Below are 26418 nucleotides of genomic sequence, written 5' to 3'. Positions count from 1 at the left end.
CAGAGTTGACGGTTCGTCCGGCGCACTCGATATCGTCGCGTAATGCGTCCGCTCCCCGTCGCAGACCCAGGTCATCCCGATATCCGGTCGGCCTCGCGCTATTTGCTGTGGCTCGCCGGCCGTATCGCCGGGCCGTTGAGCGCGGCGGCCTTCCTGGGCCTGCTCTGGCTAGGCTCGCAGGCACTCATGCCGGTCGTCGTCCGCGAGGCCATCGACGAAGGACTCGTTCCCGGTGACACGCGCGCCGTGCTGCTGTGGGCGGCTGTGCTCCTCGGCCTCGGGGTGGTGCAGGCGGTGTCCGGCACGATCCGGCGCCGGCTGAGCATGCACAACGCACTGGCCGCCGGCTTCCGTACAGTGCAACTCGTGGTCGGCCACGCGGACCGGATGGGCGCGGACCTCGAACGCCGCGTCGACGACGGTGAACTCGTCAGCGTGGGCACAGCCGACATGACGACCATCGGCAACGCCTTCGACGTCGTCGGCAGGGCCTTCGGCGCCGTCGTCTCGATGCTGCTGGTGGCCGTGGTGTTGCTCGACCAGTCGCCCTCCCTCGCCCTTCTCCTGATCGTCGCCCTGCCCGCGATCATCCTCACCATGGGCTACACCCTGCGCCCGCTGCACCGTAGACAGAGCGCCTACCGGGAGCTCCAGGGCGAACTGACTTCCCGGCTCACCGATGTGGTCACCGGCCTCCGGGTCCTGCGCGGCGTCGGCGGCGAGACCTCCTTCGCCCGCTCCTACCGCGAGCGCTCCCAGCGGGTGCGCGCCGCCGGCTCCCGGGTCGCCGGCGCCGAGGCCCTGATCCGCGCCGCCCAGGTACTGCTGCCCGGCATGCTGGTCGGCACCGTCACCTGGATCGGCGCCCGCGCCGCGCTGACCGGCGCGGTCACGCCCGGCGAGCTTGTCGCCTTCTACGCGTACGCCGCCTTCCTCGTCGAACCGTTCGCCATCTTCACCGACACTGCCGACCGGTTCGCCCGCGCCCACGTCGCCGCCCGCCGCGCCATCGCCGTGCTCGCCCTGCCGACCGGTCCGCCCGACGGCACGCACGGCCGCACCCCCGTACCCGCCGGTCCGCACGACCTGGTCGACGAGCGCACCGGGCTGGTCGTGACCGCCGGCTCGTTCCTCGTGGTCGTCGCGCCGCCGGCCGACGGCGTACACCTGGCCGACCGGCTCGGAGGCTACGCCCACGGGCCCGTCCGCTACGCCGGGCTGCCGCTGACCGAGCTGCGCCGCGACGATCTCCTCAAACGCGTCCTCGTGGTCGACAACCGCTCCCGGCTCTTCCGCGGCCCCCTGCGCGACAGCCTCGACCCGCACCGCACCGCCGGCGACGACGAGGTGCTCGCCGCGCTGCGGGTGGCCGCCGCGGAGGACATCGTCGAGGCGCTGCCCGACGGCCTGGACACCGAGATCACCGCCGACGGGAGCCGTTTCTCCGGTGGCCAGCGCCAGCGGCTGGTCCTCGCCCGGGCCGTGCTCGCCGACCCGGACGTCCTCGTCGTCGTCGACCCGACCTCCGCCGTCGACGCGCACACCGAGGACCGGATCGGCCGTCGGCTGCGAGCGGCCCGCAAGGGCCGCACCACCGTTCTCGTCAGCTCCAGCCCGCTGCTGCTCGACCACGCCCAGCAGGTCGCCCTCGTCCACGACGGCTCGGTCGTCGCCACCGGAGGCCACCGCGACCTGCTCGCCACCAGCGCCCCGTACCGCCGGGTCATCCAGCGCGAGTCCGGCGCGGAGCCCATCGGGGACGCGCCCGCCACCAGCCTCGTCACCCGGGAGAACACGGAATGAGCAGGGCAGCACTGCCGGTCGCCGACACGGCCGAGGTGCGCCGGCACGCCCGCGCCCTGGCCCGCCGTCACACCGGAGACCTCGGCCGGCTGCTGTTGCTGCACGGACTGGCCGCGGCGTGCGGCCTGGTCGCCCCCTGGCTGATCGGCCGACTCATCGACGAGGTGGTCGGCGGCACCACGGTCGGCACCGTCGACCTGCTCGCCCTCGCCCTGCTGGCCTCACTGGTCGCCCAGGCAGCGCTCACCTACGGTGCGGTGCAGCGCTCCTGCCGGTTCGGCGAGAAGATCACCGCCGAGGTGCGCGAGGACTTCGTTGACCGGGTGGTGGACCTGCCGCTGTCCACCGTCGAGGACGCCGAACCCGGCGACCTGATCACCCGCGCCTCGCGCGACACCGACGCCCTCACCAACACCGTCCGCTACGCCGTGCCCGAGACCCTGATCGCCTCGCTGACCTGCCTGTTCACCTTCGGAGCCCTGCTGCTGACCGGCCCGCTCACCGCGCTGCCCAGCCTTCTCGTCATCCCGCCCCTGTGGATCGGCACCCGCTGGTACCTGCGGCGCTCCGGCATCGCCTACCGCAGGCGCGGGGCCAGTTACGTGGCGCTCGGCGACAGCCTCGCCGAGACGGTGCCAGGGGCCCGCACCGCCGAGGCGTTCGGCCTCCGGCAATGGCGCCGCCGGGCGCTCGACCGCGACCTGGGCAGGGCCTACCGGGCCGAGCGGCACACCATGTGGCTGCGCAGCTCCTGGTACCTGCTGGTGGAGCTCAGCTACGCCGTCCCGCTGGTCGCCACCCTCGCCATCGGCGGGCTGCTCCACAGCAAGGGCCTCGCCTCGCTGGGCCAGGTGGTCGCCGCGACCCTCTACGTACGGCAGCTGATCTTCCCCCTGGACGACGTGCTGAGCTGGATGGACGAGCTCCAGATCGGCTCCGCCTCACTGGCCCGGGTTCTCGGGGTGAGCAAACTGCCCGCCGACCGCGAGCCCACCGGCGCCCGGCCCGCGGGCCAGGACCTCACCGCCCGCGCGGTCACCTACTCCTACGTGCCGGGGCGCCCCGTACTGCACGGCGTCGACCTGGAACTCGCGCCGGGCGAACGGCTTGCCGTGGTCGGCCCCTCAGGATCCGGCAAGTCCACCCTCGGCAAGCTGCTCGCCGGCATCTACCACCCCGGCTCCGGCACGGTCCGCCTCGGTGGCGTACCGCTGGTCGAGCTGAGCACCCGGGACCTGCGCGGCCGCATCGCCCTGGTCACCCAGGAACACCACATCTTCCGCGACACCCTGCGGGGGAACCTCACCCTCGCCCGGCCGGTCGCCGACGACACCGAGGTGCGCCGCGCCCTGAAGGTGGTCGGCGCCGGCGACTGGGCGGCGGCCCTGCCGGACGGCCTGGACACCCCGGTCGGCACCACCGGGCACGACCTCACCGCCGCACAGGCCCAACAGGTCGCACTGGCACGCCTGTTGCTCGCCGACCCGCACACTCTGGTGCTCGACGAGGCCACCGCGCTGCTCGACCCGGCCACGGCACGGCACACAGAACGAGCCATGGCCGCCGTCCTGAGCGACCGGTCCGTCATCGCCATCGCGCACCGGCTGCACACCGCCGAGGACGCCGACCGGATCGCGGTCGTCGAGAACGGCCGTATCACCGAACTGGGCAGCCACCACGAACTGCTGGCCGCCGGCGGCGCCTATGCCGCACTGTGGCGCGCCTGGCACGGCGAATGAAATAGCGGTACCCGGACGACGATTGAAATCGTTGCGGCGATTACGGCCCCGGTCCTAGCCTGAGGAATATGAATCCAAGGAAGCCGCAGGTGGACTGGGACGCCCTTTTCGGTGACGACTACGACTACTTCGATCTCCCCGATCTCACTCCGGAACTGAGTGAGAAGGAAGCGTCGAGCATGGTCGCACTCGGCGGATTCGAACCGGAAATGGACCTCCTGGACGCCCCGTGCGGGCACGGTCGGCACGCCAACGTGCTTGCCTCGCGCGGCTATCGGGTGGTCGGCATCGACCGCGACGAGCGCTTTCTCGCGATGGCCCGCAGCGAGGCCAGGGAAATGGGCGTCCAGGTGGATTACCGGCGCGTCGACCTGCGGGACATGTCCTTCGAGGCGGAATTCGATGCGGCCGTCTCCTGGTACAGTTCCTTCGGCTACTTCGACGACGAGACGGACCGCGACATTCTCCGGCGCTATCGCCGCGCACTCCGTCCCGGCGGCCGGTTCCTGCTCGACATGCATTCCCCCTACCGGCACATTCCGAGCGTGCTCGCCAATCACGAGATGCACGTCGACATCCTGCGCCGGGGACCGGACATGGCCGTCGACATCCAGGAGCTGGACGCCGAGGCCAGCCGCTACTACGCGGAGAAGATCACCATCCGCGACGGCAAGGCGGAGCGGGCCCGCTACAGCGTCCGCATGTTCACCGCCCCCGAGATCCTCGAGTGGTTCCGGGCCGCCGGCTTCTCCCAGGCGCGGGTCATGAACGAGTCCGGCGGCACCTTCACCGTCAGCAGCCGCCGCCTGGTGGTCCTCGGCACAGCCTGACCCACCCCGGGCCCGTCCCCGCCGGGTCACGCGTGCCCGGCCTCGTCCAGGACAGCCCACCGTGACGACCATCCGCGAAAGAGAGGTTCTTGTGGACGTCCACTCCGCCCATCCCGTGGCCTCGACCGGCCGGTTCCGCACCGAGGGCGCCGACATCGGCGTCGACGCCCTGCGCGCCCACTACTCCGCCTACCGCTGCGCCCAGATACCGCGGGTCGTCGACGTCACCGAGCTCAAGGGGGCGGTCCTGTCGGCCTACCGCGAACTGGGCGACGAGGTCGAACTCGACGCCCAGGAGCACACCTCCGCCGACGGCGCGCTCGGCTACGGCTTCCGGCTGCGGCGCATCGACGCCAAGACCGACTCACCGGCCCGCGCCGAACGCGTCACCACCGTCCTGCGGGACCACGGCCTGCTCGACTGGGCCCAACACGCGGCACACCAGCTGCTGCCCGTCGTCGACACCATCACCGGCCGCCGGCTGCACTACGAGCGGGTGTTCGTCCTGGTCTACCGCGAGGGCGACTACATCGGCCCGCACGGAGCCGAGGAGGACACCGACCTCGACCGGTTCAACCTCCAGTTCCCGCTCTGCTACGGCACGGTCGGCTCCATGCGCGTCCTGCGCGAGGGTTTCCTGGAGCCCATGTACGACCGCGACGGCGACGCCCGCCTCCTCGGCCCGCACATGTGGCACGAGGTACCGCCGCTGCTCCGGCTGCCCGACGGTCCGGACCCGCTGCGCTTGGTCGTGTCGCTGCGACTGAGGGCGCACGGATGACCGGCGTCACCACCGGCGCCGAACGCGCGGCGCGCGCCGCCGAGACCGCCGCCGTGGCCGCCGAGGTCTTCCGGCGCCACGGCGCGGACTTCGCGGCCGCCCGCCGCGCGACCGGCTGGACGAACGCCACCTGGCTGGGCGGCGGGCTCGCCGTACGCGTCGCCGGTTCCGCCGGCGCCCGGGACCTGGTCCGCGAGACCCGGCTGGCCGCTCTGCTGCCCCCCGAGGTGGGCTACCCGACGGTACTCGACTCCGGCGCGACCCGCGGCTTCGAGTGGGTCGTCACCCGGGAGATCGCCGCGACCAGCCTGGACGACGCCTGGGACACCCTGGACGGCGAACGGCGCGTGGCCGCGGCCCGCCGGCTGTGGGAGCGCGCCCGGGCGGTGCACCGGGTCGACCCGGCTGCCGCCGCGGCCGTGGTCCGGCCCCACAACCCCTTCTACGCGCGCTCCCCGGACGAGGCCGGGGCCGCCCTCCTGCGGCTGCACACGGCCGGGGTGCTCACCCGGGACGAACACGCACGGCTGAGTGCCGCGCTCGACCGCCACTGGGCGGTCCTGCCCAACGCCCCCCGGGTGCTCAACCACGGCGACCTCTCCCCGGTCAACGCGCTGTGGGACGGCACCGACGTGGTGGCCCTGCTGGACTTCGAGTTCGCCGTGCTCGCCCCCGTACAACTGGACCTGAACGAACTGGTGAAGCTGGCCTTCGCGCCCCCGCCGGCCGACGCCGGGCCGACCGCCCGGGAACGCGCCGACCGGGCACTGCTCCAGGAGGCGGTGGCCGAACTGGCCCGGCCCCTGCTGCGCACCGACGCGGACGCCGACCTGCTGATCGGCCACTCCATCCAGCTGGAGACCTGGGGGCTGGAGCGCGAGCTGGCCAAGCCCGGCAGGAAGTCCTACGAGGACTGGGAGCCGTACCGGATGCTGGTCGCCTGCGCGCACACCGACAGCGGTCATTACGCCCCCCTGCTGGGGCGTTGAGCCTGCGGGGCCGTCACCGGCCCCGGGGAAAGGGTCTGGAGCATGATTCGAGCACTGTTCGTGGACGCCGGCGGCGTGCTCTACAACAACATCAACGAGGAGACGGATTTCCTCGACCGGGTCGCCGACCGGTACGGCGTGGACCGCCCCGAACTCGCCCGGCGCGTCGAGGCGTCGGCGCCCCGATACGAGAGCGGCGCCTGCCATGTGCACCAGGTGCTGAGAACCCTCGTCGCGGACGGAGCGGGGCCACCGGCCGATACACACGAGGAGGCGCGGTGGCTTGACCGCGCGTACCTGGGCTCCGTCCGTGCCCACCGGGACAACTTCCGCGCCCTGCGCCGCCTGCGGCAGGAGCGGCCGGGCCTGACGACGGTACTCACCAACAACGAGGCGGAGCACTGGGATCGTATGAAGGACGCCGCCTACGGGCACTTCGCCCTGTTCGACGCGCTGTACTCGTCATGGCGCGTGGGCCGGGTGAAACCGGAGCTGTCGTTCTTCACCGAGGCCCTGCGGGGCTGCCGGGTGGCGGCCGCCGAGACGCTGCTCGTCGACGACCGCGTCACGGTGCTGCGGGTGGGGGCGGAACTGGGGATGCACACGCTGCACGTGTCCACCCCGGAGGTCCTCGCCGAGCGGCTCGGCCCGGCGATCCGTGGGGACGTGCTGCCTTCCATTCCGTGACCCCCTTCAGCGGTGGATCTCCCGGACGTTGTCCAAGACCTTCCGGAACGCCCGGGCGATGTCGTCGATGGCGTCGAGCGGGGCCAGCAGCACCTCGTGGCCGAAGCTCACCACGCTCTCGTGGATGCGCTTGGCGACCGGAAGGTCGAACCGCGCCGGGTCCACCCGCTCCAGGTAACGCGCGTCGGTGGCGAACCGCCGGCGCGAGGCGGGCCGGTGCAGCGGATTGTCGTTCAGTGGCCGGTGGGTCAGCATCACCGGGAAGCCCAGCTCGGCGGTGAGCGCCCGGGCGATCCGGTCCACCGGCGCCACCGCCAGCAGCTCGTCGGGCAGCCGCACCATGTAGCGGTAGTACGCCCGGGCGGTGGTCCCCGGCGAGGTGTCCTGCACCGTCATCCCCATGTCGGTGAGTCGGCCGGTCAGATGGTCGGCGGCACGCACCCGGCGGGCGTTCTGCCCGTCGAGCAGGGCCAGCTGGTCCAGCAGCACAGCCGCGTGGAACTCCGACAGGCAGGCGTTGCTGCCCATCAGCCGGCCGGTCTCCTCCAGCTCCATCTCGCCCACACCCACCTGTTCCTGGCGCAGCACCCGCCCGTCCGCCCGCAGGTGTTCCGCGCGGTTGGCGATCTCCGCGTCATCGGTCACCAGCGCACCGCCCTCGCCACAGGTCAGCAACTTGCTGCCCTGCATGCTGAACACCCCCGCCGCGCCGAACGCACCCACCGGCCAGTTGCCGTAACCGGCGCCGTGCGCATGCGCGCAGTCCTCGATCAGGGGCAGACCGTGCCGCTGGGCGATGTCCAGCAGCGGGTCCAGGTCCGCCACGGCCGAGTACGCGTGCACCACGGTGATGGCCCGGGTCCGCTCCGTGATCGCCGACTCCACGGCCGCCGGATCGAGGCAGTACGTGGCCGGATCGACGTCCACCAGCACCGGTACGGCGTTGATGCCGAGCACGGCCGACGCGGACGCCACCCAGCTCAGCCCGGGCACGATCACTTCGTCCCCGGCCCCCACCCCGCACGCCTCCAGCGCGATGGCCAGCGAGGCGGTTCCCGTCGCCATCGGCACGCACACCGCCGAACGGCAGTAGTCCGCGAATGCGGCCGCGAATTGGCGCTCGTAGGACTGCCGCCCCTGATATGCGCAGCTGATGGTCCAGCGACCGCTGGTCAATACGTCCTCGAGGCTTTTCAGTGCCCGCTCGCCCGGCTGTGGCCAACGGGGCCACTCCCGCTCCGTCAGACGCGGTCCACCGGAGATCGCCAGTGCATTTCCCATGAATGCCCTCGTTTTCGAGAATGCGACGGATGGGCATCAGAATTTACGCACCCCCACCAGCCGTACGCCACAGTGCGTACGGTGCGCACGGACCACCTGGAACTCCCGGCCGTGTTCGACCGGGTAAGGCACGCAGTCGAACGGGATGGGTACGCTGCGGCGAACCGGCCGCCCGGATATCAGGTCGCCTCTCCGCGGCCGGAGGCGGGAAAGCATCAGGCGAGGAGTCAGAGATGTCCGGCAATCCCCCGTCGCACCACGACCCGGCCGCCTCCCGTGTCGCCGGACCGGGCCCGTGGGGGCCCCTGCCGGGGCACGCCCGAACGGTGATCGTCGGCGGCGGCCTGGCGGGCGTCGAACTCGCCGCCGCGCTCGCCGGCCACGGCGCCGAGGACGTCCTGCTGCTGGAGGCGGGCCCGGGGGAGGAGCTGTCCCACATCCACATGACCCACCCGCGGGGGCCCGCCACCGAGGTCGTGTTCGCGCCGGACCGCGACCCGCACTTCCACCGGCCCTGGCTGTCCGACGCGCCCCCGCACTACACCGGCATCTCCGGGCTGCGATGCCGGCTGGGCGGCCGGTCCCTGTACTGGCACGGCGTCATCCTGCCGCTGGAGGACTGGGCGCTGCGGCCGCCCGCGTGGCCCGCCGAGGTCGTAGCCGACCTGACCACCACCGCCGCTGGAGGGCCGTCCTGGTACGACCGGGTCACCGCGGACCTGACCGCCTGGAGCGGCGGCGTTCTGTGGGACCCCGCGCAGCCCGCCCGGACCCCGTTCGGCGGCCGGGAGTTCCACCCGCTGCCCCGGGCCTGCCGGCACCTGCCCGGCACCGACCGCTGGGAGGCATACACCGCCCTGGCCGCCTGGCGCGGGCCCGGCGGCCGCCCCACCCCGCCCCCCGGCGTCCGGGTGCGCTGCGACACCGAGGTGCTCGCCGTGGACGTGCGGGACGGACGGGCCCGCGGGGTCCGGGTGCGCGCCGCCGACGGCACCGTGGCGACGGTCGCCGCCGACACCGTGGTGCTGTGCGCGGGCACCGTGGAGAGCACCCGGCTGGCCGCGCAGGCCCTCACCGAGGCGGGCGCACTGCGCGCCCCCCGGCTCGGCGGCCTCGCCGACCACATCGTGCAGGGCTTCGTGGTCCGGCTCCCCGCCGGCCGGCTGCCCGCACCCGGCTCGTACCACCTCCCGGCGGACCCCGTGCTGCGCTCCTACCTGCGGATGGACGTGTACGACGAGGGGCACGGCGAGGCGCTGCTGGACGTGCGGGTCACCGGCGAGCAACTCCCCAACGAGGACAGCGTGGTGGAGTGCCGGCCGTCCGCCGGACAGCCCTGGCGGGCGCACGTCCGCACCGAACTGCTGCCCGAGGACCACAAGATGATCGGCGGACAGCGCGACCTGCTGCGCGACTTCTGGGCGGCGGCCGCCCGGGAACTGGGACTGCCCGCCACTGCGCTGGAGTTCGCCGGCTTCGGTGACGCCGACCGCGACAACACCCGGGTGCTGCCCGACCACACCCGAGGCCAGTCCACCGGCCGGCCCGAGACCTGGGCGAGCCTGCTCGGCACCGAGGACCACGAGGGCGGCAGCCTGCCGCTCGGCCGCTTGCTCGACGCGCGCCAGGCCTTCCCCGCGCTGCCCGGCCTGTACGCCGCCGGGCCGGCCGTGTTCCCCCGGCTGGGCGCCGCCAACCCGTCCTTGACCACCATCGCGCTGTCCCGTCGGCTCGCCTCCCTGCTCGCGGCCGGCTGACACCGCACCCCGGACCACGGGGCGACACCAGGAGGAACCACAGTGCCGGGACCGGGCTACCGCTTCTTCGGCGACGAGGAGCGCGCCAATGTGATGGCCGTGCTCGACCGCTGGTACGCGGGCCGAGAGGCGTTCGACGACCCCGGCGAGGGGGAGTGGGTGCGCCGCTTCGAACGGGCGGCGGCCGAGCGCTTCGGCGCCGCCCACTGCCTCGGCGTCAACAGTGGGACCTCCGCGCTGGTCGCCGCCCTCGTGGCCCTCGGCATCGGACCGGGTGACGAGGTCATCGTGCCCGGCTACATGTTCGTCGCCTCGATCGCCGCGGTACTGCACTGCGGTGCCGATGTGGTGCTCGCCGAGATCGACGAGTCCCTCACCCTGGACCCGGCCGACGTACGGGCCAGGATCACCCCGCGCACCCGGGCGATCATGCCCGTGCACATGCTCGGCGCCCCTTCGGACATGGACGCCCTGTGCGCCCTCGCCGACGAACACGGTCTGCTCCTGCTGGAGGACTGCGCCCAGAGCGCCGGCGGCAGTCACCGGGGCCGCCCGCTCGGCACCCTGGGCAGCGCCGGCACCTTCTCCCTCAACCACTACAAGGTGATCACCTCGCTCCAGGGCGGGTTCGTGCTCACCGACGACCCGCTGGTCTTCCAGCGCGCCTACTCCTTCCACGACCAGGGCTGGTTCCCCTACCGCCAGGACAGCGGCCGGGGCGACCTGCTGCTCGGCATGAACCTGGGACTCGGCGAACTGCACGCCGCCGTGGCGCTCGCCCAGCTCGGCAAGCTCGACCGCATCCTCGCCCGGGTCCGCGACGTCAAACAGCGGCTGGTCCGGGCCGTCGGCGAGCTGCCCGGAGTGCGCCGACGGCACCTGCACGACCCCGAGGGGGAGTGCGGCACGACCGCCGTGTACGTCTTCGACGACGCCGCGCACGCCCGGGACGTCGCCACCCGGCTCGGCACCCGGACGCTCCTCGACTCGCCGACGCACTACTACGGCGGGCTGCCCGCGCTCACCGCGTTCGGCCGCGGCGACCGTTCCACCGTGCCCTTCCGCGCCCCCGGCGGACGCCCCGCCCCCCACGCGTTCGAGCCCGGCGCCCTGCCCCGCACCGACAGCGTCCTCGCGCGTTCCCTCGCCCTGGCCACCGGCGTCTCCGACGGCTACCTGGGCCCCGGATTCGGCGTCCACCCCGGCTCCTCGGACACCGAGATCGACCGCGCGGCGGACACCTTCCGCCGCGCGGTCAAGGGCGAGGCGCTGCCCTGAGCGGTGGGGGCCGCCCGGGACAGGCCGGCGGCGGTGCCGGCCGGTGACGTCACACCCCCGCGTCCCGCAGCAGCCCGGTCAGCCCGTCCGCGACGCCGTCCGCCGCGTACACCAGCCAGCGTCCGTCCAGCCGGCTGGCGCCGCACAGGTCGTCGACACGCCCCCCGGCCTCCCTCACCAGCAGGGCGGCCGGGGCGCGGTCCCAGACGTGGCCGCCCTCGTCGACCACCGCGTCGGCCCGGCCCTCCAGCAGGTCCGCGACCAGGCACACCGGGGACTCCACCCACCGGACCCGGCCGCGCACCGGCTCGACGGGGGAGCCCGGCATCAGGAAGCCGCCCACCCGGGTCTCACCCAGCGGCACCGTGGCCCCGGGGATGCGCAGCGGACGTGCCGCCGACAACGGCTGTCCGTCGGTCGACGCGAACGCCCCCCGGCCCTGGACCGCCCACCACCTCACACCCTCGGTCGGCCGGGTCAGCACGGCGGCCCGCAGCGCACCGTCGACCTCCAGGGCCACATGGCTGCCCCAGTCGCGCGCCCCGGCCAGGAACGGGATCGTCCCGTCGATGGGGTCCAGTATCCAGCGGCGCCGGGACGTGGTCCTCAGCGCGCCGCACTCCTCGCTCAGCACCGCGTCCCCGGGCCGTTCCTCCTCCAGCACCGCCAGCATCGCCCGCTCCACGGCGAGATCGGCCTCGCTGACCGGGCTGCCGTCGCTCTTGTGCCGCGCGGCCGGCCGCCGTCCGAAGAATCGCAGCGCTAATTCGCCCGCCAGATCGGCGAGTCGGTGCGCCAGCAGTACGTCACTGTCATTCTCCATCGGCCCACCATATCGGCGGATGGATTACCGGCGGCGCGCCGCATTCCCCGCCGCAGCTCCCCGGCACCGGACAGTTGAACACCCGTGAGGAAAAAGCCCCGTGGTCGTTCCCGGTGTTACTCTCTGGCATGCTCTTGGAGAACAAGCTCGTGGATCGCCGGAGCCTCGTCCGGCTTGTCGAGGAGAACTTCCAGGAATACATACCGAGCGGCCGGGAATTGCCCGAGCCGGAATTCTTCCCGCTCGGCGAGGACAGTTGGTCCTACCGCTGCGGACCCCTGTGGATCAGTGTCCGCCGCGATCTGGACGGACATTTCCCCGGGGCGTACGAAGTGGCGCTCCTGCTGCGCGAGAGCGGCAAGGAGTACGTGCTCGCCCCGCTCGCCGGGCGGGACGGACGGGTGGTGCACCGGTTGGCCGACTTCCCCGTCGTGGTCTTCCCGTACGTGGAGTGTGCCACCGCCCCCTCGGCACCACCCAGCCCCGCACAACTGGACCTGCTGATACATCAGTTGCGTGACGTGCACGGCTTCGAGCCGCCCGCCGCCCGGCACGTCGACGTGCCCACCGAGGACTTCCGCCTCCCCTTCGAGACCGACCTCGACAAGGCGCTGGAGGCGGCCCTGAACGGCGGCGCCGCGGAGTGCGGCCCTTACGGCGGCCGGCTGGCCGGTCTGGTGGCCCGGCGGTGGGACCACCTCACCGCGCTGCGCGAGGAAGCCGCCCGGGTGGCCGCCCGATGCACCGCGCAGTGGCGCGGCGAACGCCCCGCGCTGACCCACGGAGACCCCAGCCCGGCGAACGTCCTGTTCGGGCGGGACGTGAACATCATCGACTGGGGCGGGGCGATGTGGGCCCCACCGGAACGCGACTGGGCCGCCCTGACCCGGGTGTTCGGTGCCGCCCCCGAGGGCCGCCCGGTGTTCCTGCGCTTCTACGAACTGCGCTGGACGCTCGCCGAGATCGCCGAGTACGCCAGCCGCTTCACCGGCCCCCACACCGGGGACGCCGACGACGACGCCATGTGGGGCCGGCTGGCCCGCTACCTGCCCGCCGCCTGAAGCCCCGTACACCGCCGCGAGCGTCCCGTGACCGACTCGTACCGGAGGGTTGCCGCTGCGGCTCACCCATGCCCGGGTGCTCGGAGGAGGCTTCCACGACGTCACCCTCGACGTCCGCAGGACCGGAACCCTCGCTACCTACCGCTTCTGACGAGAGGAGGGCGGATGCGTCCGCTCAGTGTGGACGGCGCCTGGCTGGCCGAGACCCGTGCGTTCGCCGACGACCGGGGCGCGTTCCAGGAGCTGTACAGCGGCCGGGAGCTGAGCGCAATGCTCGGTTACGAACCCGGCGTCGCCCAGGTCAACCGGTCCGTCTCACGGCGCGGGGTGCTGCGGGGCGTGCACTTCGCCCAGGTCCCGCCCGGCCAGGCCAAATACGTCACCTGTCTCAGCGGTGCCGTACTGGACGTGGTGGTCGACATCCGCGTCGGCTCGCCCACCTACCGTGACTGGGACGCCGTCCGCCTCGACGACCCGCACCGCAGCCTGTACGTCGAGGCCGGGCTCGGCCACGCGTTCATGGCGCTCACCGACGACGCCGTCGTCGTCTACCTCACCTCGCGGGGCTACGCGCCCGGGCGGGAGCACGGCGTGCACCCGCTCGATCCGGACCTCGGCATCGCATGGCCCGAGGACATCGAGCCGGTGCTCTCGCACAAGGACCGGCAGGCCCCCGGTGTCGCGGAGATGGAGCGGCGCGGCCTGCTGCCGGCGTACGGGGAGTGCGTCGCCTTCCACCGCTCCCTGCGCGAGCGGTTCGTGGCCTGAGCGCACGACGGGACGGCCCACCGGTGGACCTCCACCGGTGGGCCGTCGTCCGCGTGCGCCCCCTGCCGGGGGCGGCACCTCACCGCCGGGGCACCGCCGAACGGCCCACCGCACCGCACAGCGGGGGGAACGCCTCCGCCAGCGCGGCGCGCCAGTCCCGCAACGGCTCCATGCCCGCCTCCCGCCAGCGCGGCTGGTCCAGCACGCTGTAGCCGGGCCGCGTGGCCGGCCGGGCCAGCGCCCGGCTGGTGGTGGGACGGACCCGGTCGGGATCGGCGCCGAGCAGCCGGAACGTCTCGCGGGCCAGGCCGTACCAGGTGGTGCTGCCGGTGTTGGTCGCGTGGTAGACACCGGCGGGCGCCGCTCCGGCGAGTGCCGCCGAGCCCAGCGCCGCCAGCCGGCCGGCGAGGTCGGCGGTCCAGGTCGGCTGGCCGTGCTGGTCGTCCACCACGCGCACGGTGTCCTGCTCGGCCTCCAGGCGGATCATCTTGGCCACGAAGTTGGACCCGCCCGCCCCGTACAGCCAGGCGGTGCGGACCACGTAGCCGGCCTCCGGCAGTGTGCTCAGCACCGCCCGTTCCCCGGCCCGCTTGGTGCAGCCGTACACCGTGCGCGGAGCGGTGGGATCGTCCTCCCGGTACGGCCGCGCGGCCGACCCGGCGAACACGTAGTCGGTGGAGAGCTGGAGCAGGACGGCGTCCAGGGTGCGGCAGGCCCCCGCGAGATGACGCGGCCCGTCGCCGTTCACCGCCATGGCCCTCGACGGCTCCGACTCCGCCGCGTCGACCGCGGTCCACGCCGCGCAGTTGACCACCACCGCCGGCCGGTGGCGTGCCAGTGCGGCCCGCACGGCCACGCCGTCCGTGATGTCCAGGGCACCGCGGCCGAGCGCGGTCACCGCCGCACCCCGGCGTAGCAGCAGGGAGGTGAGTTCGCGCCCCAGCATGCCGGACGCACCGGTGACGAGCCAGCGCGGGCGAGGGTACGGGGACATGGTGTCGGTCTCCGGGGGATGCGCGCCCGGCGTCGGGCGGAGGGAACCCAGGGGGCGTGCTTTCGGATCTTGCCGGGCGCGGTCCGAAAGGCGACGCCCTAGGCGGGCAGCGAGCCGGCCGGGAGCAGCGGCTCCCACCAGGAGCGGTTCGCCCGGTACCAGGCGACGGTGGCGGCCAGCCCCTCGGCCAGGCCGGTGGCCGGCGCAAAGCCCAGTTCCCGCCGTATCCGGGTGGAGTCCACCGAGTAGCGCCGGTCGTGCCCCTTGCGGTCCTCGACGTGCACCACGCTGCTCCAGTCGGCACCGCACGCCTCGAGGAGCAGCCCGACCAGCTCCCTGTTGCTCAGCGTGGTGCCCCCTCCGATGTTGTACACCCGGCCGGCCCGGCCGCGGGTGCGGACCGCCTCGATGCCCCGTACGTGGTCGTCGACGTGCAACCACTCGCGCACGTGCAGCCCGTCCCCGTACAGCGGCACCCGGTGTCCGTCCATCAGCAGGGTGATGAAGCGGGGGACCAGCTTCTCCGGGAACTGGTGGGGCCCGTAGTTGTTGGAGCAGCGGGTCACCCGCACGTCCAGGCCGTGGCTGACGTGGTGGGCCAGCACCAGCAGGTCGGCGGACGCCTTGGAGGCGGAGTAGGGGCTGTTGGGCCGCAGCGGTTCGTCCTCGGTCCACGAGCCGTGCTCGATGGACCCGTAGACCTCGTCGGTGGACACCTGGACGAACGGCGCCGCCCCGTGCCGCCGCGCCGCGTCCAGCAGCGTCTGGGTGCCGTGCACATTGGTGCGTACGAAGGCGGAGGCGTCGATCAGGGAGCGGTCCACGTGGGACTCGGCGGCGAGGTGCACGACCTGGTCCTGCCCGGCCATCACCCGGTCGACCAGCGCCGCGTCGCAGATGTCGCCGTGCACGAACCGGTACCGGGGGTGGTCGCGCACGGTTGCCAGGTTGGCCGGATTGCCGGCGTAGCTCAGGGCGTCCAGCACGGTCACCACCAAACCGGGCGGGCCTTCGGGGCCGAGCAGGTGGCGGACGTAGTGGGAACCGATGAAACCGGCTCCCCCGGTGACGAGCAGATGTGTGGTCATGGGAACGGGCTTCCGCCTTCCGGTCGGAACGGGTCGGGGCCAGGAGGCATCAGGAGGAGATCTGCGCCTTGCTGTGGTCGCCGAGTACGAGGCGGTGGGCGTGCGGCACCGGCGGCGCGGACGTCACCCGCGCATGGCGGCCGATGAGCGACGCCTCGATGCGCCGCACCCCGCTGATGGAGGCGCCGCGCAGCACGATGGAGAACTCGACCTCGCTGTCCTCCACGAGGCAGTCCTCGGCGATGGAGGTGAACGGTCCGACGTACGAGCCGGCCACGACCGCGCGGGCGCCGATCACGGCGGGGCCCACCACCCGGGAGTTGCGTACCTCGGCGCCCTCCTCGACCCAGACGCGGCCGATGAGGTCGCTGTGCTCGTCCACCAGGCCGTCGCAGCGCGGCTCGGTCGCCTCCAGCACGAGCCGGTTCACCTCCAGCATGTCGGCCACGTTGCCGGTGTCCTTCCAGTAGCCGGTGATCTGCGTGGAGCGCACGTCCCGGCCGGCGTCGATCAGCCACTGCACCGCGTCGGTGATCTCCAACTCTCCGCGCCACGACGGCTTGATGGCTCGCACGGCCTCGTGGATGGCGGGGGAGAAGAGGTACACCCCGACCAGGGCCAGGTCGCTCCTGGGGTGGGCGGGCTTCTCCTCCAGCCCGCACACCTGCCCGGAAGCGTCCAGTTCAGCCACGCCGAAGGACCGGGGGTCGGACACATGGGTGAGCAGCAGGTGCGCGTCCGGCCGGGCGGCGCGGAAGTCCCGTATGGGGCCCTCGATGCCCCCCACCACGAAGTTGTCACCGAGATACATGATGAAGTCGTCCTCGCCCAGGTAACGGCGGGCGACCAGGACGGCATGAGCCAGTCCCAGGGGTTTCGGCTGCGGTATGTAACTCACGTCGAGACCGAATTTCGAGCCGTCCCCTACGGCGTCGCTTATTTCACCGAAGGTGTCACCGACGACGATACCGACATCGGTGATGCCGGCTGTGGCGATCGCCTCCAGCCCGTAGAACAGGACGGGTTTGTTGGCCACCGGCACCAACTGCTTCGCGGACGTGTGCGTGATGGGCCTCAGACGCGTGCCCGCTCCGCCGGCCAGTACGAGCGCTTTCATGTTGTTCTCCCTGCGTGGTCTCGGGAACACGGGTGGGGGCTGCCGTACATGAGGCCGAGCCGCCGCACGGCGGCGGGAGGTGGCGGACGGTGCGACGTGTTTCCGCCGCGTAGTGAATCCTTTTGCGTTAAAAAGTGTCGGCTAGGGCGACCGTTCGATGGTCAGCGGTGGCTGGAAAGGGTGCATGGCTCGGGCCGACGCCCCGCGCTCCTGTTCGGCACCCCCGGTCCCGCCGGTCTGCTGTGCGGCGCCGGTGGCCCCGTCGGCGAGTGCCCCGGCCGTCCCGGGATCACCTTTCGGCCGTTTGCGGTTACTTTACCGAACCGTGCATAGATGATAAGCATATGCCGGGTGAGAGATCGAAGGCCCTGGCTCGTGCTGCCGTCAATGCCCGGCGACCAAAGGATAGGTAATGGAACCTCTTTTAGGTAACGGCCCTGTTCGATCGGGCGACCAGTCAATGGCGTGCCTGGGAGAATCCGACGGGAATAGCTTCCAATTGTCCGACGTGATCATGGTGCCGATCGATTCGCTCCAGGCCTCCGACTCCCCCCGCAGCTCCGGCGAGGACGCCGAACACATTCGTACTCTCGCAGAATCCGGAGCGGAACTTCCCCCCATTGTGGTGATGCGCTCCACCCTGCGGGTCATCGACGGTATGCACCGGCTGCGAGCCGCTGGGCTCCGCGGCGCCACCGAGATCGCGGTCCGGTACTTCGAGGGGGAGGAGAAGGAGGCATTCGTCCTCGCGGTCAAAGCGAACATCGCCCACGGCCTGCCGCTCTCCCTCGACGACCGCAAGGCCGCCGCGAGCCGCATCCTCAGCAGCCACCCGCTCTGGTCCGACCGGGCCATCGGACGGGCGACCGGACTCTCGGCAGCAACGGTGGGAACCCTGCGGTCCTGTTCGACCGCGGGAGTTACACAGTCGAACGTACGGGTCGGCCGGGACGGGCGGACCCGGCCCCTGGACGCCACGGAGGGACGGCGGTTGGCGGCCCGTTTCATCCAGGAGAACCCTACGGCGCCGCTGCGTCAGATCGCCGCCCAGGCCGGGGTGTCCCTGGGCACCGCCTCCGACGTCCGAAAACGGCTGCGCCGGGGCGAGAGCCCGCTGCCCGGAAGTGACGGTGCGCGGGCGAGGCCGACGGCCGCCGAAAAGCCGCCCACACCTGCCGAGCGAGCTGAGGAGACTGTCCCCTCGCGCGCCCTGATGCTGCGTCACCTCAGCCGCGACCCGTCCATACGGCTCACCGAGGACGGCCGGGTCCTGCTGCGCTGGCTCAACGTGGTGGCCGTGCGCAGCCAGGACTGGGACCGGCTGCTGGCCAACGTGCCGCCGCACCGTGCCGAGGTCATCGCCGAACTCGCCCGGGGCTGCGCCGAGATATGGCAGCGCGTGGCCGAACAGCTTGAGCGGGCCGATGCCGACAGGATCGACGAGCAGGTTCCGGACGTCGGCGACGGCGACACGGACGCCCCGGTGCACCAGGCCGGCCAGCAGTGAGGTGCCCGGCCACAGCCACGGACGGCACCTCAGTGGACGCCGGCCCCGCGGCCGACCGCGCGGAGACCGCGCGACCCTGGTAGACCGCTCGGTCCCGCTGGCGGGGCCGCGGCGGGCAATTCCCCCGTGAAGGAAAGACCGATGAGCACGCAGGAAAGAATCGAAGTCCCCGACGCCCTGGCTGCGTCCCTGTCGAGGAGCGGTGGTGAGGAGGAACGGGCCTGGATCGCCGGCCTGCCCGACCTGGTCGCGCAGCTGCTCAGCCGGTGGGACCTGGAGCGGGACGGATGCGTCGCCTCCGGTGAGGCCTCGCTCGTGGTGCCGGCACGGCGTGCCGACGGCACCCGGGTCGCGATCAAGCTTCAGATGCCGCGTGAGGAGACGACCGCCGCGCTGACCGGGCTGCGCGCCTGGAACGGCAACGGCGTCGTACAGCTGCTCGACCACGACCCGGTCAGCAGCGCCATGCTGCTGGAACGCTTGGACGCCTCTCGCACGCTGGCGTCCGTCAAGGACGATGACGTGGCCGTGCGAACGCTGGCCGGGCTGCTGGCCCGGCTGCATTCCGTCCCGGCGCCCGAAGGGCTGCGCGGTCTTGGCGGCATCGCCCGCGAGATGCTGGAGGCCGTGCCCGCGGCGGTCAGCTCGCTGACGGACCCGGCCGACCGACAGCGCCTGCGCGGCTGGGCGTCGGCTGTCACCGAGCTGGTCGGCGAGCCGGGGGACCGGATGCTGCACTGGGACCTGCACTACGACAATGTGCTGGCCGCCGAGCGTGAGCCATGGCTGGCCATCGACCCCGAACCCCTGGCCGGTGACCCGGGCTTCGACCTGTGGCCCGCGCTGGACACCGGCTGGGAGAAACTCGTGGCGGCCGGGGACCCCCTGCGGGTGGTCCGTCGGCGCTTCGACCTGCTGACCGAGGCGCTGGGACTGGAACGCGAACGCGCGGCCGGCTGGACCCTGGGCCGGCTGCTCCAGAACACGCTGTGGGACATCGAGGACGGGCGGACCACGATCGACCCGTCGCAGACCGCCGTGGCCGACGCTCTGTCGCGCCGCTGACCCGCCACACGCCCCAGGGGACACCGGCCGCACGAGCCGTACGCCGCTGAACGCGACGCGCACCCAGCCGGGTGCGCGTCGCGTTCTTCGTCCGGACGCCCCCATCGCGTCGCCCGGACCCCCGTGCACCGCGCGCCGCCCTCCCGGTGCCGCGGAAGGCGCTGCGTTGCGCGACCGCGCGCCCGGGAAAGCCCAGGTTGCGACCTCGTCCGAGACAGCGCGCAGCGGCAGCGGACACAGTCGCGAATCGAGGCGGCGGTTGTTAGCCTTCAGGCGGTCCGGTGGTCCGGGCGGCACCGCTGAGGAACGCCGCACCGGGATCCCGCGCGGTCCCCCGGAGCGGGGCCGAACGCCCATTGGCACCGTCGAGGCAGTTCCCGCCGTTCCTTCCGAACTCCCGTCGTCCGCCGTGCCTGCCGGGGCCGACACCGGCGGGTGGCACATGTCCCGGCCTGCCTTCCGCGCACCGCCGCGCCTCGGGCCGGCGGCCTACGCCGCGGGCCGGCCCACGCCGCACCGGTCACCGGTCGCCGCACCCCTGCCCATCCACGTGAGGAGTGTCATGAGCCTTGTCAGCGTGCACAACGAATGGGACCCGCTGGAGGAGATCATCGTCGGAACGGCTGTGGGTGCCCGCGTCCCCCGCGCCGACCGAAGCGTCTTCGCGGTGGAGTACGCGAGTGAGTACGACAGCCAGGACCAGGTCCCGTCCGGCGCCTACCCGGACCGGGTGGTGAAGGAGACCGAGGAGGAACTCCAGATCCTGGTGGAGGAACTGACCAAGCTCGGGGTCGCGGTGCGTCGGCCCCAGGCACGCGACAACGCGGCACTGATCAGGACCCCCGACTGGGAGACGGACGGGTTCCACGACTACTGCCCGCGCGACGGCCTGCTGTCCATCGGCCGGACCGTGATCGAGACCCCGATGGCGCTGCGCGCCCGCTTCCTGGAGTCGCTCGCCTACAAGGACATCCTGCTGGACTACTTCGCCAGCGGGGCCCGGTGGCTTTCCGCGCCCAAGCCGCGGCTGGCCGACGCCTCGTACGACCCGCAGGCCCCGGCCGGTGAGCGGCTGACCGACGTGGAGCCGGTGTTCGACGCCGCGAACGTGCTGCGCTTCGGCACCGACCTGCTCTACCTGGTGTCCGACAGCGGCAACGAACTCGGCGCCAAGTGGCTTCAGTCAGCGGTCGGTGACACCTACACGGTGCACCCCTGCCGGGGGCTGTACGCATCCACCCACGTGGACTCCACCATCGTGCCGCTGCGGCCCGGCCTCGTGCTGATCAACCCCTCGCGGGTGAACGACCGGAACATGCCCGACTTCCTGCGGTCGTGGGAGACCATCACCTGCCCGGAGCTGGTGGACATCGGCTTCACCGGCGACAAGCCGCACTGCTCGGTGTGGATCGGAATGAACCTGCTGGTGGTGCGACCCGACCTGGCCGTCGTGGACCGCCGGCAGACCGGCCTGATCAAGCTGCTCGAGAAGCACGGGATGGACGTGCTGCCGCTCCAGCTCACCCACTCGCGCACCCTCGGCGGCGGCTTCCACTGCGCCACGCTCGACGTCCGTCGCACCGGCTCGCTGGAGACCTACCGGTTCTGATGTCCCGCCATGTTCGCTACCGCCAGGGGAGGTTGACCACATGATCGGTTACGGCGTATGCGTAGGCCCGGGCAATCTGTTCGAGCGCATCTGCCTGCCGGGCATCGAGCGGGTCCGGGCACCGGGCAGCCCGGTGTTCACCATGCGCAACCAGCGTTCACTGTTCTCGGCGTACAACGCCATGTTCGACCAGGCGGCCGCCAACTCCGACATCACCGGGCTGGTGATGCTCCACGACGACGTCGAGCTGCGGAAGAACCCGGCCGAGGTGGCACAGCCGGTGTTCGAAGACGACTCCGTGGGGATGCTCGGCTCAGTCGGCGGCTCCGACACCGTCTCGCTGGCCTGGTGGAACGAGAAGGAGACCAGGCGCGGCCGGGTCACCGACTACGACAAGGTCCACGACTACGGGTCGGACCGCTACGAGGTCCACGCCGTGGACGACGTCATCCTGTGCGTCAATCGCTGGACCATCGAGAACATCCGCTTCCCCGAGGGGCACTACCGCGGTTTCGAGGGGCTCGGCGTCATCCTCGCCACCCTGGTCCGTGCCGCCGGCAAGCGCGTGATCGTCCAGGACCTCCAGGACGTCATGCACCACAACGACGGCCGCGGCTTCAACGGTCTGAAGGACTGGCGCCACAACGAACTTCGCTGGCAGCGCGAGTTCTTCGAACTCAGCACGCTCGAGCGGCTGGGCAACCACCTGGAGCGTCTCACCATCCCCACCATCCCCCTGCGGCTCGCCGCCCGCCGGCTGGCGGTGCGCGCGGCCGGCCGGGCCCACGAGGTCAGCGACGGGGAGACGGGCGACCCGGTGATCGATGAACTGGTCGGCGGCTGGTACCGGCGGTGCAAGCGCCTGCGCGGTCGCATGCTGGTGTGAGGAGAACACATGGCCAAGTACACGAGGCTCCGCTATGACGTGACCCAGAACCCCCTCGCCGACGTCGTGCGCGAGGTGCTGAAGGTGGACGACTTGGAGGGCCTGGCGGCCAGCGAGTGGCTCGCCACCCGGGAGACCGACCAGAGCACGCCGTACCACAAGCAGTTCTACGACAACTTCGACATCGTCTCGCCCGCGTACCGCACGCTGGCACGGCACCTGCTCGGCGACACGGTCGACGACGTCTACCTCCAGCGGGTGCCCACCTTCCGCGTGCACCTGCGCAACTCCGTCGCCGTGGGCTCCTGGCACCGCGACCGCGACTTCGGGCACGACCCGGCGGAGGTCAACTACTGGGTGCCGGTCACCCGGGCCTTCGGCAACAACACCCTGTGGATCGACAACGAGCCGGTGCACGCGGAGTACGGCGAGGTCATCGTCTTCGACGGCGCCAACTCCTGGCACGGGAACGTCGTCAACGACACCGAGATCAGCCGGGTCAGCATCGACTTCCGCACGCTGCCGCGGTCCGCGTACCAGCCCAACGGCAAGAAGTCCGTGTCCTACGGAATGCCCTTCCTGCTCGGCCAGTACTGGGACGTCGTCTGAACCCCGGCCAGCTCCCGCGCCACGACGAAATGGCCCTGACATGGTGATGACCTCCGATCCGACCGGGAAGCCCCTGGGCGACGCACGCCCCGGGGAGTCCCTGACACACCTCGACCACCGCTTCCGGGAGTTCCTGGCCGGGCTCCCGGCGGACCGCCCCCCGTGGTTCTGCTTCTTCTCCTCCGGCCTGCTGCACGTCGTCCACCACTTCCTGCGTTTCGTTCCCGAGCGGCTCAACTGCGTCTTCGTGTGCTCCGCGCTCAACGCCGAGGAGACCGCGCTGCGCGACCGCATGAGCGGTGGCCTGCCCGTCTTCGACATGGACGACCGGGTCGGCAGCCACGAGATCTTCGAGCTTCTGCTGCGCAACGTGAACCGGCCGTTCGGCATCGTCGACGTCGACTGCTTCGTCACCGACACCGACTGGTTCGACCGCTGCACGGACGGACTGGAGCCGGGCGTGGTGGTCAGCGGCCCGCTCAGCTACGGCCCCATCCCCCTGGCCGCGCCGCCCTTCCTGGCCCTGGACCCCCGGGCGCGCCCCGAGATCGAGCGCGCCATCGGCGGCCCCGTCACGCCCGCCGCGTACGCCTACGTCCCCCCGGGGCCGGAGAAGGAGATCGACGGCGCGACGGTGCGGCTCATCGAGCCCTACCACGAGCGGGCGCTGGCCCGGGTGATGGCCCTGGAGGGGCCCCGGCTGCCCTTCCCGCAGGGCGGAGTGGTGGACGTCCTCGACGACGGCCGGGAGGTGCGCAGCCATGAGCGCCATCACCATCTCCACAACGGCAACGAGGTGATCCGCGTCGTCTTCGACGGGCTGATGTTCTACCAGCTGATGGCCCTGGCCGCGGGCCTGCGGATCGGCCACTTCCACCAGTACCCGGGCACCAAGGTCTTCGCCCCCGAGCTGGTCCACGCCGGCGGAATCTCCTACTGGCACCGGCTGCGGCCCAGTGAGATCGCCGCGGGCATCCACAAGCTGCCCTGGTCGGCGCATGTCGACGCCCTCCTGCTGGAGGACTTCAACAAACGGACGGACGCCCCCTCGGGCTACCGGACCCGCAGCACCCGGCTCGCCGCTGGTCTGCGCCAGTCCAAGGCCGACCTGGCGGGGCTGCGTGAGGAGCTGCGCACCAAGCTCACCTCCTGCGGCGTGGACGTGACTGACCCCCGGTGGGCCGCCGTACTCGACTGACGCAGGACCTGATACCGGCACTCCTCCCGGGGGCGCCGACGGGCTGTTACGGAGACTTTCGATGAGAGTGGGAATCGTCGGGGCCGGCCGCATGGGCCGGCTGCACGCCCGTACGCTCCTGAAGCTTCCCGACCCACCGGCCGTGGTGGTGCACGACGTCGACGCCGACGGCGCCCACCGGCTGGCCCGCGCCCTGGCGGAGGAGACCGGGGCCCGTGTGACGGTGCGGCGGACACTCGCCGAGGTCGTCGCCGGCGTGGACGCGCTGGTCGTGGCGACCCCGGCGACACAGCGGCGGGCCCCGCTACTGGCCGCGGCACGGGCGGGTGTGCCGGCGTTCTGCGAGAAGCCGCTGACCGCCGACGTGGCCGAGGCCCGCGAGCTGGCCGGCGCTCTCGCCGCCGCCCGCGTGCACGTCGGCTTCCAGCGGCGCTGCGACCCCGCCTACCGGGCACTGCGCGAACGGATCGGCTCGGGCCGGCTCGGCCGCGTCCTGCTCGTGCGGTGCACCGCCTTCGACCACGAACCGCCGGCCGGCGCGTACGAACGGACGGCCGGCGACATCTTCACCGACTGCCTCATCCACGACATCGACGCCGTGCACTGGCTGACCGGACAGCCCACCGTGGCCGTGCAGGCCGACGGGGCCCGATTGCTGGGCGGCGCCGGGTACGACGTGGCCACGGCCGTCCTGACCCTAGCCGACGGCGCCCGCGCGGTGCTCACCGCGTCCCGGCTCGACCCGCACGGGTACGACCACCGGGTCGAGGTGCTGGGCACCGAGGGCTCCTACGCGGTCGGGCTCGACGCGCGGACCCCGCTGCGCCTGCTCGGCCAGGACGGCACGGGCTGCCCGCCCGCCCCCGGTGAGCACCCCCCGTACCAGGACTTCACCGACCGCTTCGCGACCGCCTACCGGCAGGAGATCCATGACTTCCTCGGCATGATGACGCGGGGTGTCCCCAGTCCCTGCACCGCCGTGGAAGCGCTGCGCGCGCAGGAAGTGGCCGCGGCCGCCGGCCGTGCCGCCGCGACCGGCACCCGTGTCGTCCTGGACCCCGCACCGGCCGACGACGCGGCCACGCCCGTGGGGGGCCGGGCCGGATGAGCCGCACCTCCACCGGACGCCGTACGGGGCGGCGAGGCACCGCCCTGGCCGCCGCTCTGCTGGTCCTCGTCACCCTGCCCGCCGCCTCCACCGCCCACGGGGCGGTCGGAGCGGACCGGGACCGCGCACCGGCGGGCAACGTCCAAGGCCGCGCGCCGGCGGACGACGTCATCCTGCTCATCGGCGACGGCATGGGCGACGCGGAGATCACCGCGGCGCGCGACTACTCCGTCGGCGCCGCCGGCAGGCTGGCCCTGGACACACTGGACACCACGGGGCGGCGCACCACCTTCTCCGTGGACGAGCGGGGGCGGCCGGTCTACGTCACCGATTCCGCCGCCGGCGCCACAGCCTGGGCGACGGGCCGGCGGACCGTCAACGGACGGGTCTCCAAAACCCCCGGCACGAACCGGCCGCTGCCCACGCTGCTGGAGAAGGCCCGCCGCCACGGCTACGCGACAGGCATCGTCACCACCGCCTCGGTCGCCGACGCGACCCCCGCCGCCCTGACCGCCCACGTCACGGACCGGTCCTGCAAGGGCCCCGCCGACATGGCCGAGTGCCCGGCGGACACCCGGGCGGCCGGCGGCGCCGGCTCCGTCGTGGAGCAGACGGTCGCCGCCCGCCCCGACGTCCTCCTCGGCGGCGGTGCCGACCACTTCGCACAGACCGTCAGGGACGGCCCGTACCGTGGCCGTACGGTGCTGGAGCAGGCCCGTGCGGCCGGCTACCAGGTGGTACGCGACCGGGCGGAACTGACGGCGGCCCGCACCGACCGGCCCGTGCTCGGTCTGTTCGCGCCCGACTACCTGCCCGTGGAATGGACGGGGACACCGGCCGCGCCCGGTGGCACCGCGCCCCAGCGGTGCGCCGTCCACAACCCCGCCCGGCCCGCCGGCACACCCACTTTGGCCGAGTCCACCCGCGCCGCGCTCGGCCAGTTGACGGCCCGCCGCGACCGGGCCACCGGCAAGGGCTTCTTCCTCCAGGTCGAAGGCGCCTCGATCGACGACCGGGCACACGAGGCCGACCCCTGTGGGCAGATCGGCGAGACCGTGGCGTTCGACAGGGCGGTCGCGGTCGCCCTCGCATACGCCGGACACCATCCCCGCACCCTCGTCATCGTCACCGCCGACCACGGCCACGCGACCCAGATCCTGCCCGAGGACGCACGGCCGGCCGGGCTGTCCAGCACCCTCGTCACCGACGAGGGCGGCCGGATGCTGCTCGGGTACGCCACCACCGGACCCGGCGGAACGCAGGAGCACACCGGGGTCACCGTGCCGGTCGCCGCCCGCGGTCCACTCGCGGACCGGGTGCTCGGCCTCCGCGAGAACACAGAGCTGTTCGGCACCGTGTGCGCGGCGCTCGGACTGCGATGAACCACGGCCGCGCCCGACGGCCCCCGTGCCCATGCCCGACCGTTCCCCTTCCGAACCG

The 26418-nt window shown here is 72.5% G+C and carries 23 protein-coding genes; 18 read left to right on the top strand and 5 right to left on the bottom strand.

What is annotated here, in order from left to right; all coding sequences use genetic code 11:
- Positions 1-42: 42 nt before the first annotated feature.
- From AB0B40_RS24065 to AB0B40_RS24040, 6 genes are all read left to right on the top strand, one after another.
- Entirely contained in the window at positions 43-1803 is a 1761-nt protein-coding gene (locus AB0B40_RS24065) for an ABC transporter ATP-binding protein (RefSeq protein WP_362265492.1), read from the top strand.
- Positions 1800-3542 carry an ABC transporter ATP-binding protein gene (locus tag AB0B40_RS24060; protein WP_362265489.1) on the top strand — a complete coding sequence of 581 codons (1743 nt, stop codon included), beginning with the start codon at positions 1800-1802 and terminating at the stop codon, positions 3540-3542. Before AB0B40_RS24065 ends, AB0B40_RS24060 begins: the two co-directional genes overlap by 4 nt.
- A 68-nt stretch (positions 3543-3610) precedes the next feature.
- Entirely contained in the window at positions 3611-4372 is a 762-nt protein-coding gene (locus tag AB0B40_RS24055; RefSeq protein ID WP_362265487.1) for a methyltransferase domain-containing protein, read from the top strand.
- Between the two features lie 61 nt (positions 4373-4433).
- A complete protein-coding gene (locus tag AB0B40_RS24050) occupies positions 4434-5153 on the top strand; it encodes a StsF protein (RefSeq protein ID WP_362265485.1) in 720 nt (239 codons plus the stop codon).
- Complete coding sequence (locus AB0B40_RS24045) at positions 5150-6142, top strand: aminoglycoside phosphotransferase family protein (protein ID WP_362265483.1); 993 nt, start codon at positions 5150-5152, stop codon at positions 6140-6142. Before AB0B40_RS24050 ends, AB0B40_RS24045 begins: the two co-directional genes overlap by 4 nt.
- A 42-nt stretch (positions 6143-6184) precedes the next feature.
- Positions 6185-6829 (top strand): HAD-IA family hydrolase, encoded by a 645-nt coding sequence (locus AB0B40_RS24040; protein WP_345055564.1) that lies wholly within the window; start codon positions 6185-6187, stop codon positions 6827-6829.
- Positions 6830-6835: 6 nt separating this feature from the next.
- Here AB0B40_RS24040 and AB0B40_RS24035 read toward each other — a convergent pair whose 3' ends face one another.
- Positions 6836-8110 carry a DegT/DnrJ/EryC1/StrS family aminotransferase gene (locus AB0B40_RS24035; RefSeq protein ID WP_345055562.1) on the bottom strand — a complete coding sequence of 425 codons (1275 nt, stop codon included), beginning with the start codon at positions 8108-8110 and terminating at the stop codon, positions 6836-6838.
- A 233-nt stretch (positions 8111-8343) separates the two neighbouring features.
- On the opposite strand from AB0B40_RS24035, the gene AB0B40_RS24030 reads away from it, so the two are divergent.
- Both AB0B40_RS24030 and AB0B40_RS24025 read left to right on the top strand, forming a co-directional pair.
- Positions 8344-9867, top strand: coding sequence for a GMC family oxidoreductase (locus AB0B40_RS24030; RefSeq protein WP_345055561.1), 1524 nt, complete (start codon positions 8344-8346; stop codon positions 9865-9867).
- Positions 9868-9909: 42 nt separating this feature from the next.
- Positions 9910-11145 carry a DegT/DnrJ/EryC1/StrS family aminotransferase gene (locus AB0B40_RS24025; protein ID WP_345055559.1) on the top strand — a complete coding sequence of 412 codons (1236 nt, stop codon included), beginning with the start codon at positions 9910-9912 and terminating at the stop codon, positions 11143-11145.
- Positions 11146-11194: 49 nt separating this feature from the next.
- Here AB0B40_RS24025 and AB0B40_RS24020 read toward each other — a convergent pair whose 3' ends face one another.
- On the bottom strand, positions 11195-11968 hold the full coding sequence (locus AB0B40_RS24020; RefSeq protein ID WP_362265480.1) for an inositol monophosphatase family protein: 774 nt from the start codon (positions 11966-11968) through the stop codon (positions 11195-11197).
- 128 nt (positions 11969-12096) lie between these two features.
- Here AB0B40_RS24020 and AB0B40_RS24015 point away from each other — a divergent pair, with 128 nt between their 5' ends.
- Positions 12097-13029 (top strand): aminoglycoside phosphotransferase family protein, encoded by a 933-nt coding sequence (locus AB0B40_RS24015; protein WP_345055556.1) that lies wholly within the window; start codon positions 12097-12099, stop codon positions 13027-13029.
- A 165-nt stretch (positions 13030-13194) separates the two neighbouring features.
- Positions 13195-13797, top strand: a complete 603-nt coding sequence (gene rfbC / locus AB0B40_RS24010; protein ID WP_345055555.1) for a dTDP-4-dehydrorhamnose 3,5-epimerase — start codon at positions 13195-13197, stop codon at positions 13795-13797.
- A gap of 79 nt (positions 13798-13876) precedes the next feature.
- Here rfbC and rfbD read toward each other — a convergent pair whose 3' ends face one another.
- The 3 genes from rfbD to AB0B40_RS23995 form a co-directional block, all read right to left on the bottom strand.
- Positions 13877-14791, bottom strand: coding sequence for a dTDP-4-dehydrorhamnose reductase (gene rfbD / locus AB0B40_RS24005; protein WP_362265478.1), 915 nt, complete (start codon positions 14789-14791; stop codon positions 13877-13879).
- A 98-nt stretch (positions 14792-14889) separates the two neighbouring features.
- Entirely contained in the window at positions 14890-15879 is a 990-nt protein-coding gene (gene rfbB / locus AB0B40_RS24000; protein WP_362265476.1) for a dTDP-glucose 4,6-dehydratase, read from the bottom strand.
- 49 nt (positions 15880-15928) lie between these two features.
- Positions 15929-16996: a glucose-1-phosphate thymidylyltransferase gene (locus AB0B40_RS23995; protein ID WP_345055551.1), complete on the bottom strand. Its 1068-nt coding sequence runs from the start codon at positions 16994-16996 to the stop codon at positions 15929-15931.
- Positions 16997-17408: 412 nt separating this feature from the next.
- Between AB0B40_RS23995 and AB0B40_RS23990 the strand changes: the two genes are divergently transcribed.
- From AB0B40_RS23990 to AB0B40_RS23955, 8 genes are all read left to right on the top strand, one after another.
- Positions 17409-18503: a ParB/RepB/Spo0J family partition protein gene (locus tag AB0B40_RS23990; RefSeq protein WP_362265474.1), complete on the top strand. Its 1095-nt coding sequence runs from the start codon at positions 17409-17411 to the stop codon at positions 18501-18503.
- Positions 18504-18644: 141 nt separating this feature from the next.
- Positions 18645-19568: an aminoglycoside phosphotransferase family protein gene (locus tag AB0B40_RS23985; protein ID WP_345055548.1), complete on the top strand. Its 924-nt coding sequence runs from the start codon at positions 18645-18647 to the stop codon at positions 19566-19568.
- A 562-nt stretch (positions 19569-20130) separates the two neighbouring features.
- Positions 20131-21177 (top strand): inosamine-phosphate amidinotransferase 1, encoded by a 1047-nt coding sequence (locus AB0B40_RS23980; protein ID WP_345055546.1) that lies wholly within the window; start codon positions 20131-20133, stop codon positions 21175-21177.
- 40 nt (positions 21178-21217) lie between these two features.
- Entirely contained in the window at positions 21218-22063 is an 846-nt protein-coding gene (locus tag AB0B40_RS23975; RefSeq protein ID WP_362265472.1) for a glycosyltransferase, read from the top strand.
- Positions 22064-22072: 9 nt separating this feature from the next.
- A complete protein-coding gene (locus tag AB0B40_RS23970; protein ID WP_345055543.1) occupies positions 22073-22672 on the top strand; it encodes a streptomycin biosynthesis protein StrG in 600 nt (199 codons plus the stop codon).
- 40 nt (positions 22673-22712) lie between these two features.
- Positions 22713-23870, top strand: coding sequence for a dTDP-dihydrostreptose--streptidine-6-phosphate dihydrostreptosyltransferase (locus AB0B40_RS23965; protein ID WP_345055542.1), 1158 nt, complete (start codon positions 22713-22715; stop codon positions 23868-23870).
- Positions 23871-23931: 61 nt separating this feature from the next.
- Positions 23932-24978 (top strand): Gfo/Idh/MocA family oxidoreductase, encoded by a 1047-nt coding sequence (locus AB0B40_RS23960; RefSeq protein ID WP_345055540.1) that lies wholly within the window; start codon positions 23932-23934, stop codon positions 24976-24978.
- Entirely contained in the window at positions 24975-26360 is a 1386-nt protein-coding gene (locus AB0B40_RS23955; protein ID WP_362265469.1) for an alkaline phosphatase, read from the top strand. Before AB0B40_RS23960 ends, AB0B40_RS23955 begins: the two co-directional genes overlap by 4 nt.
- The last annotated feature ends 58 nt before the right edge of the window (positions 26361-26418 follow it).

Source organism: Streptomyces sp. NPDC042638, assembly GCF_040647235.1.
GTDB lineage: Bacteria > Actinomycetota > Actinomycetes > Streptomycetales > Streptomycetaceae > Streptomyces > Streptomyces rameus.
The sequence above is the reverse complement of the archived record's forward strand: the minus strand, read 5'-3'. Positions and strand labels throughout refer to the sequence as shown.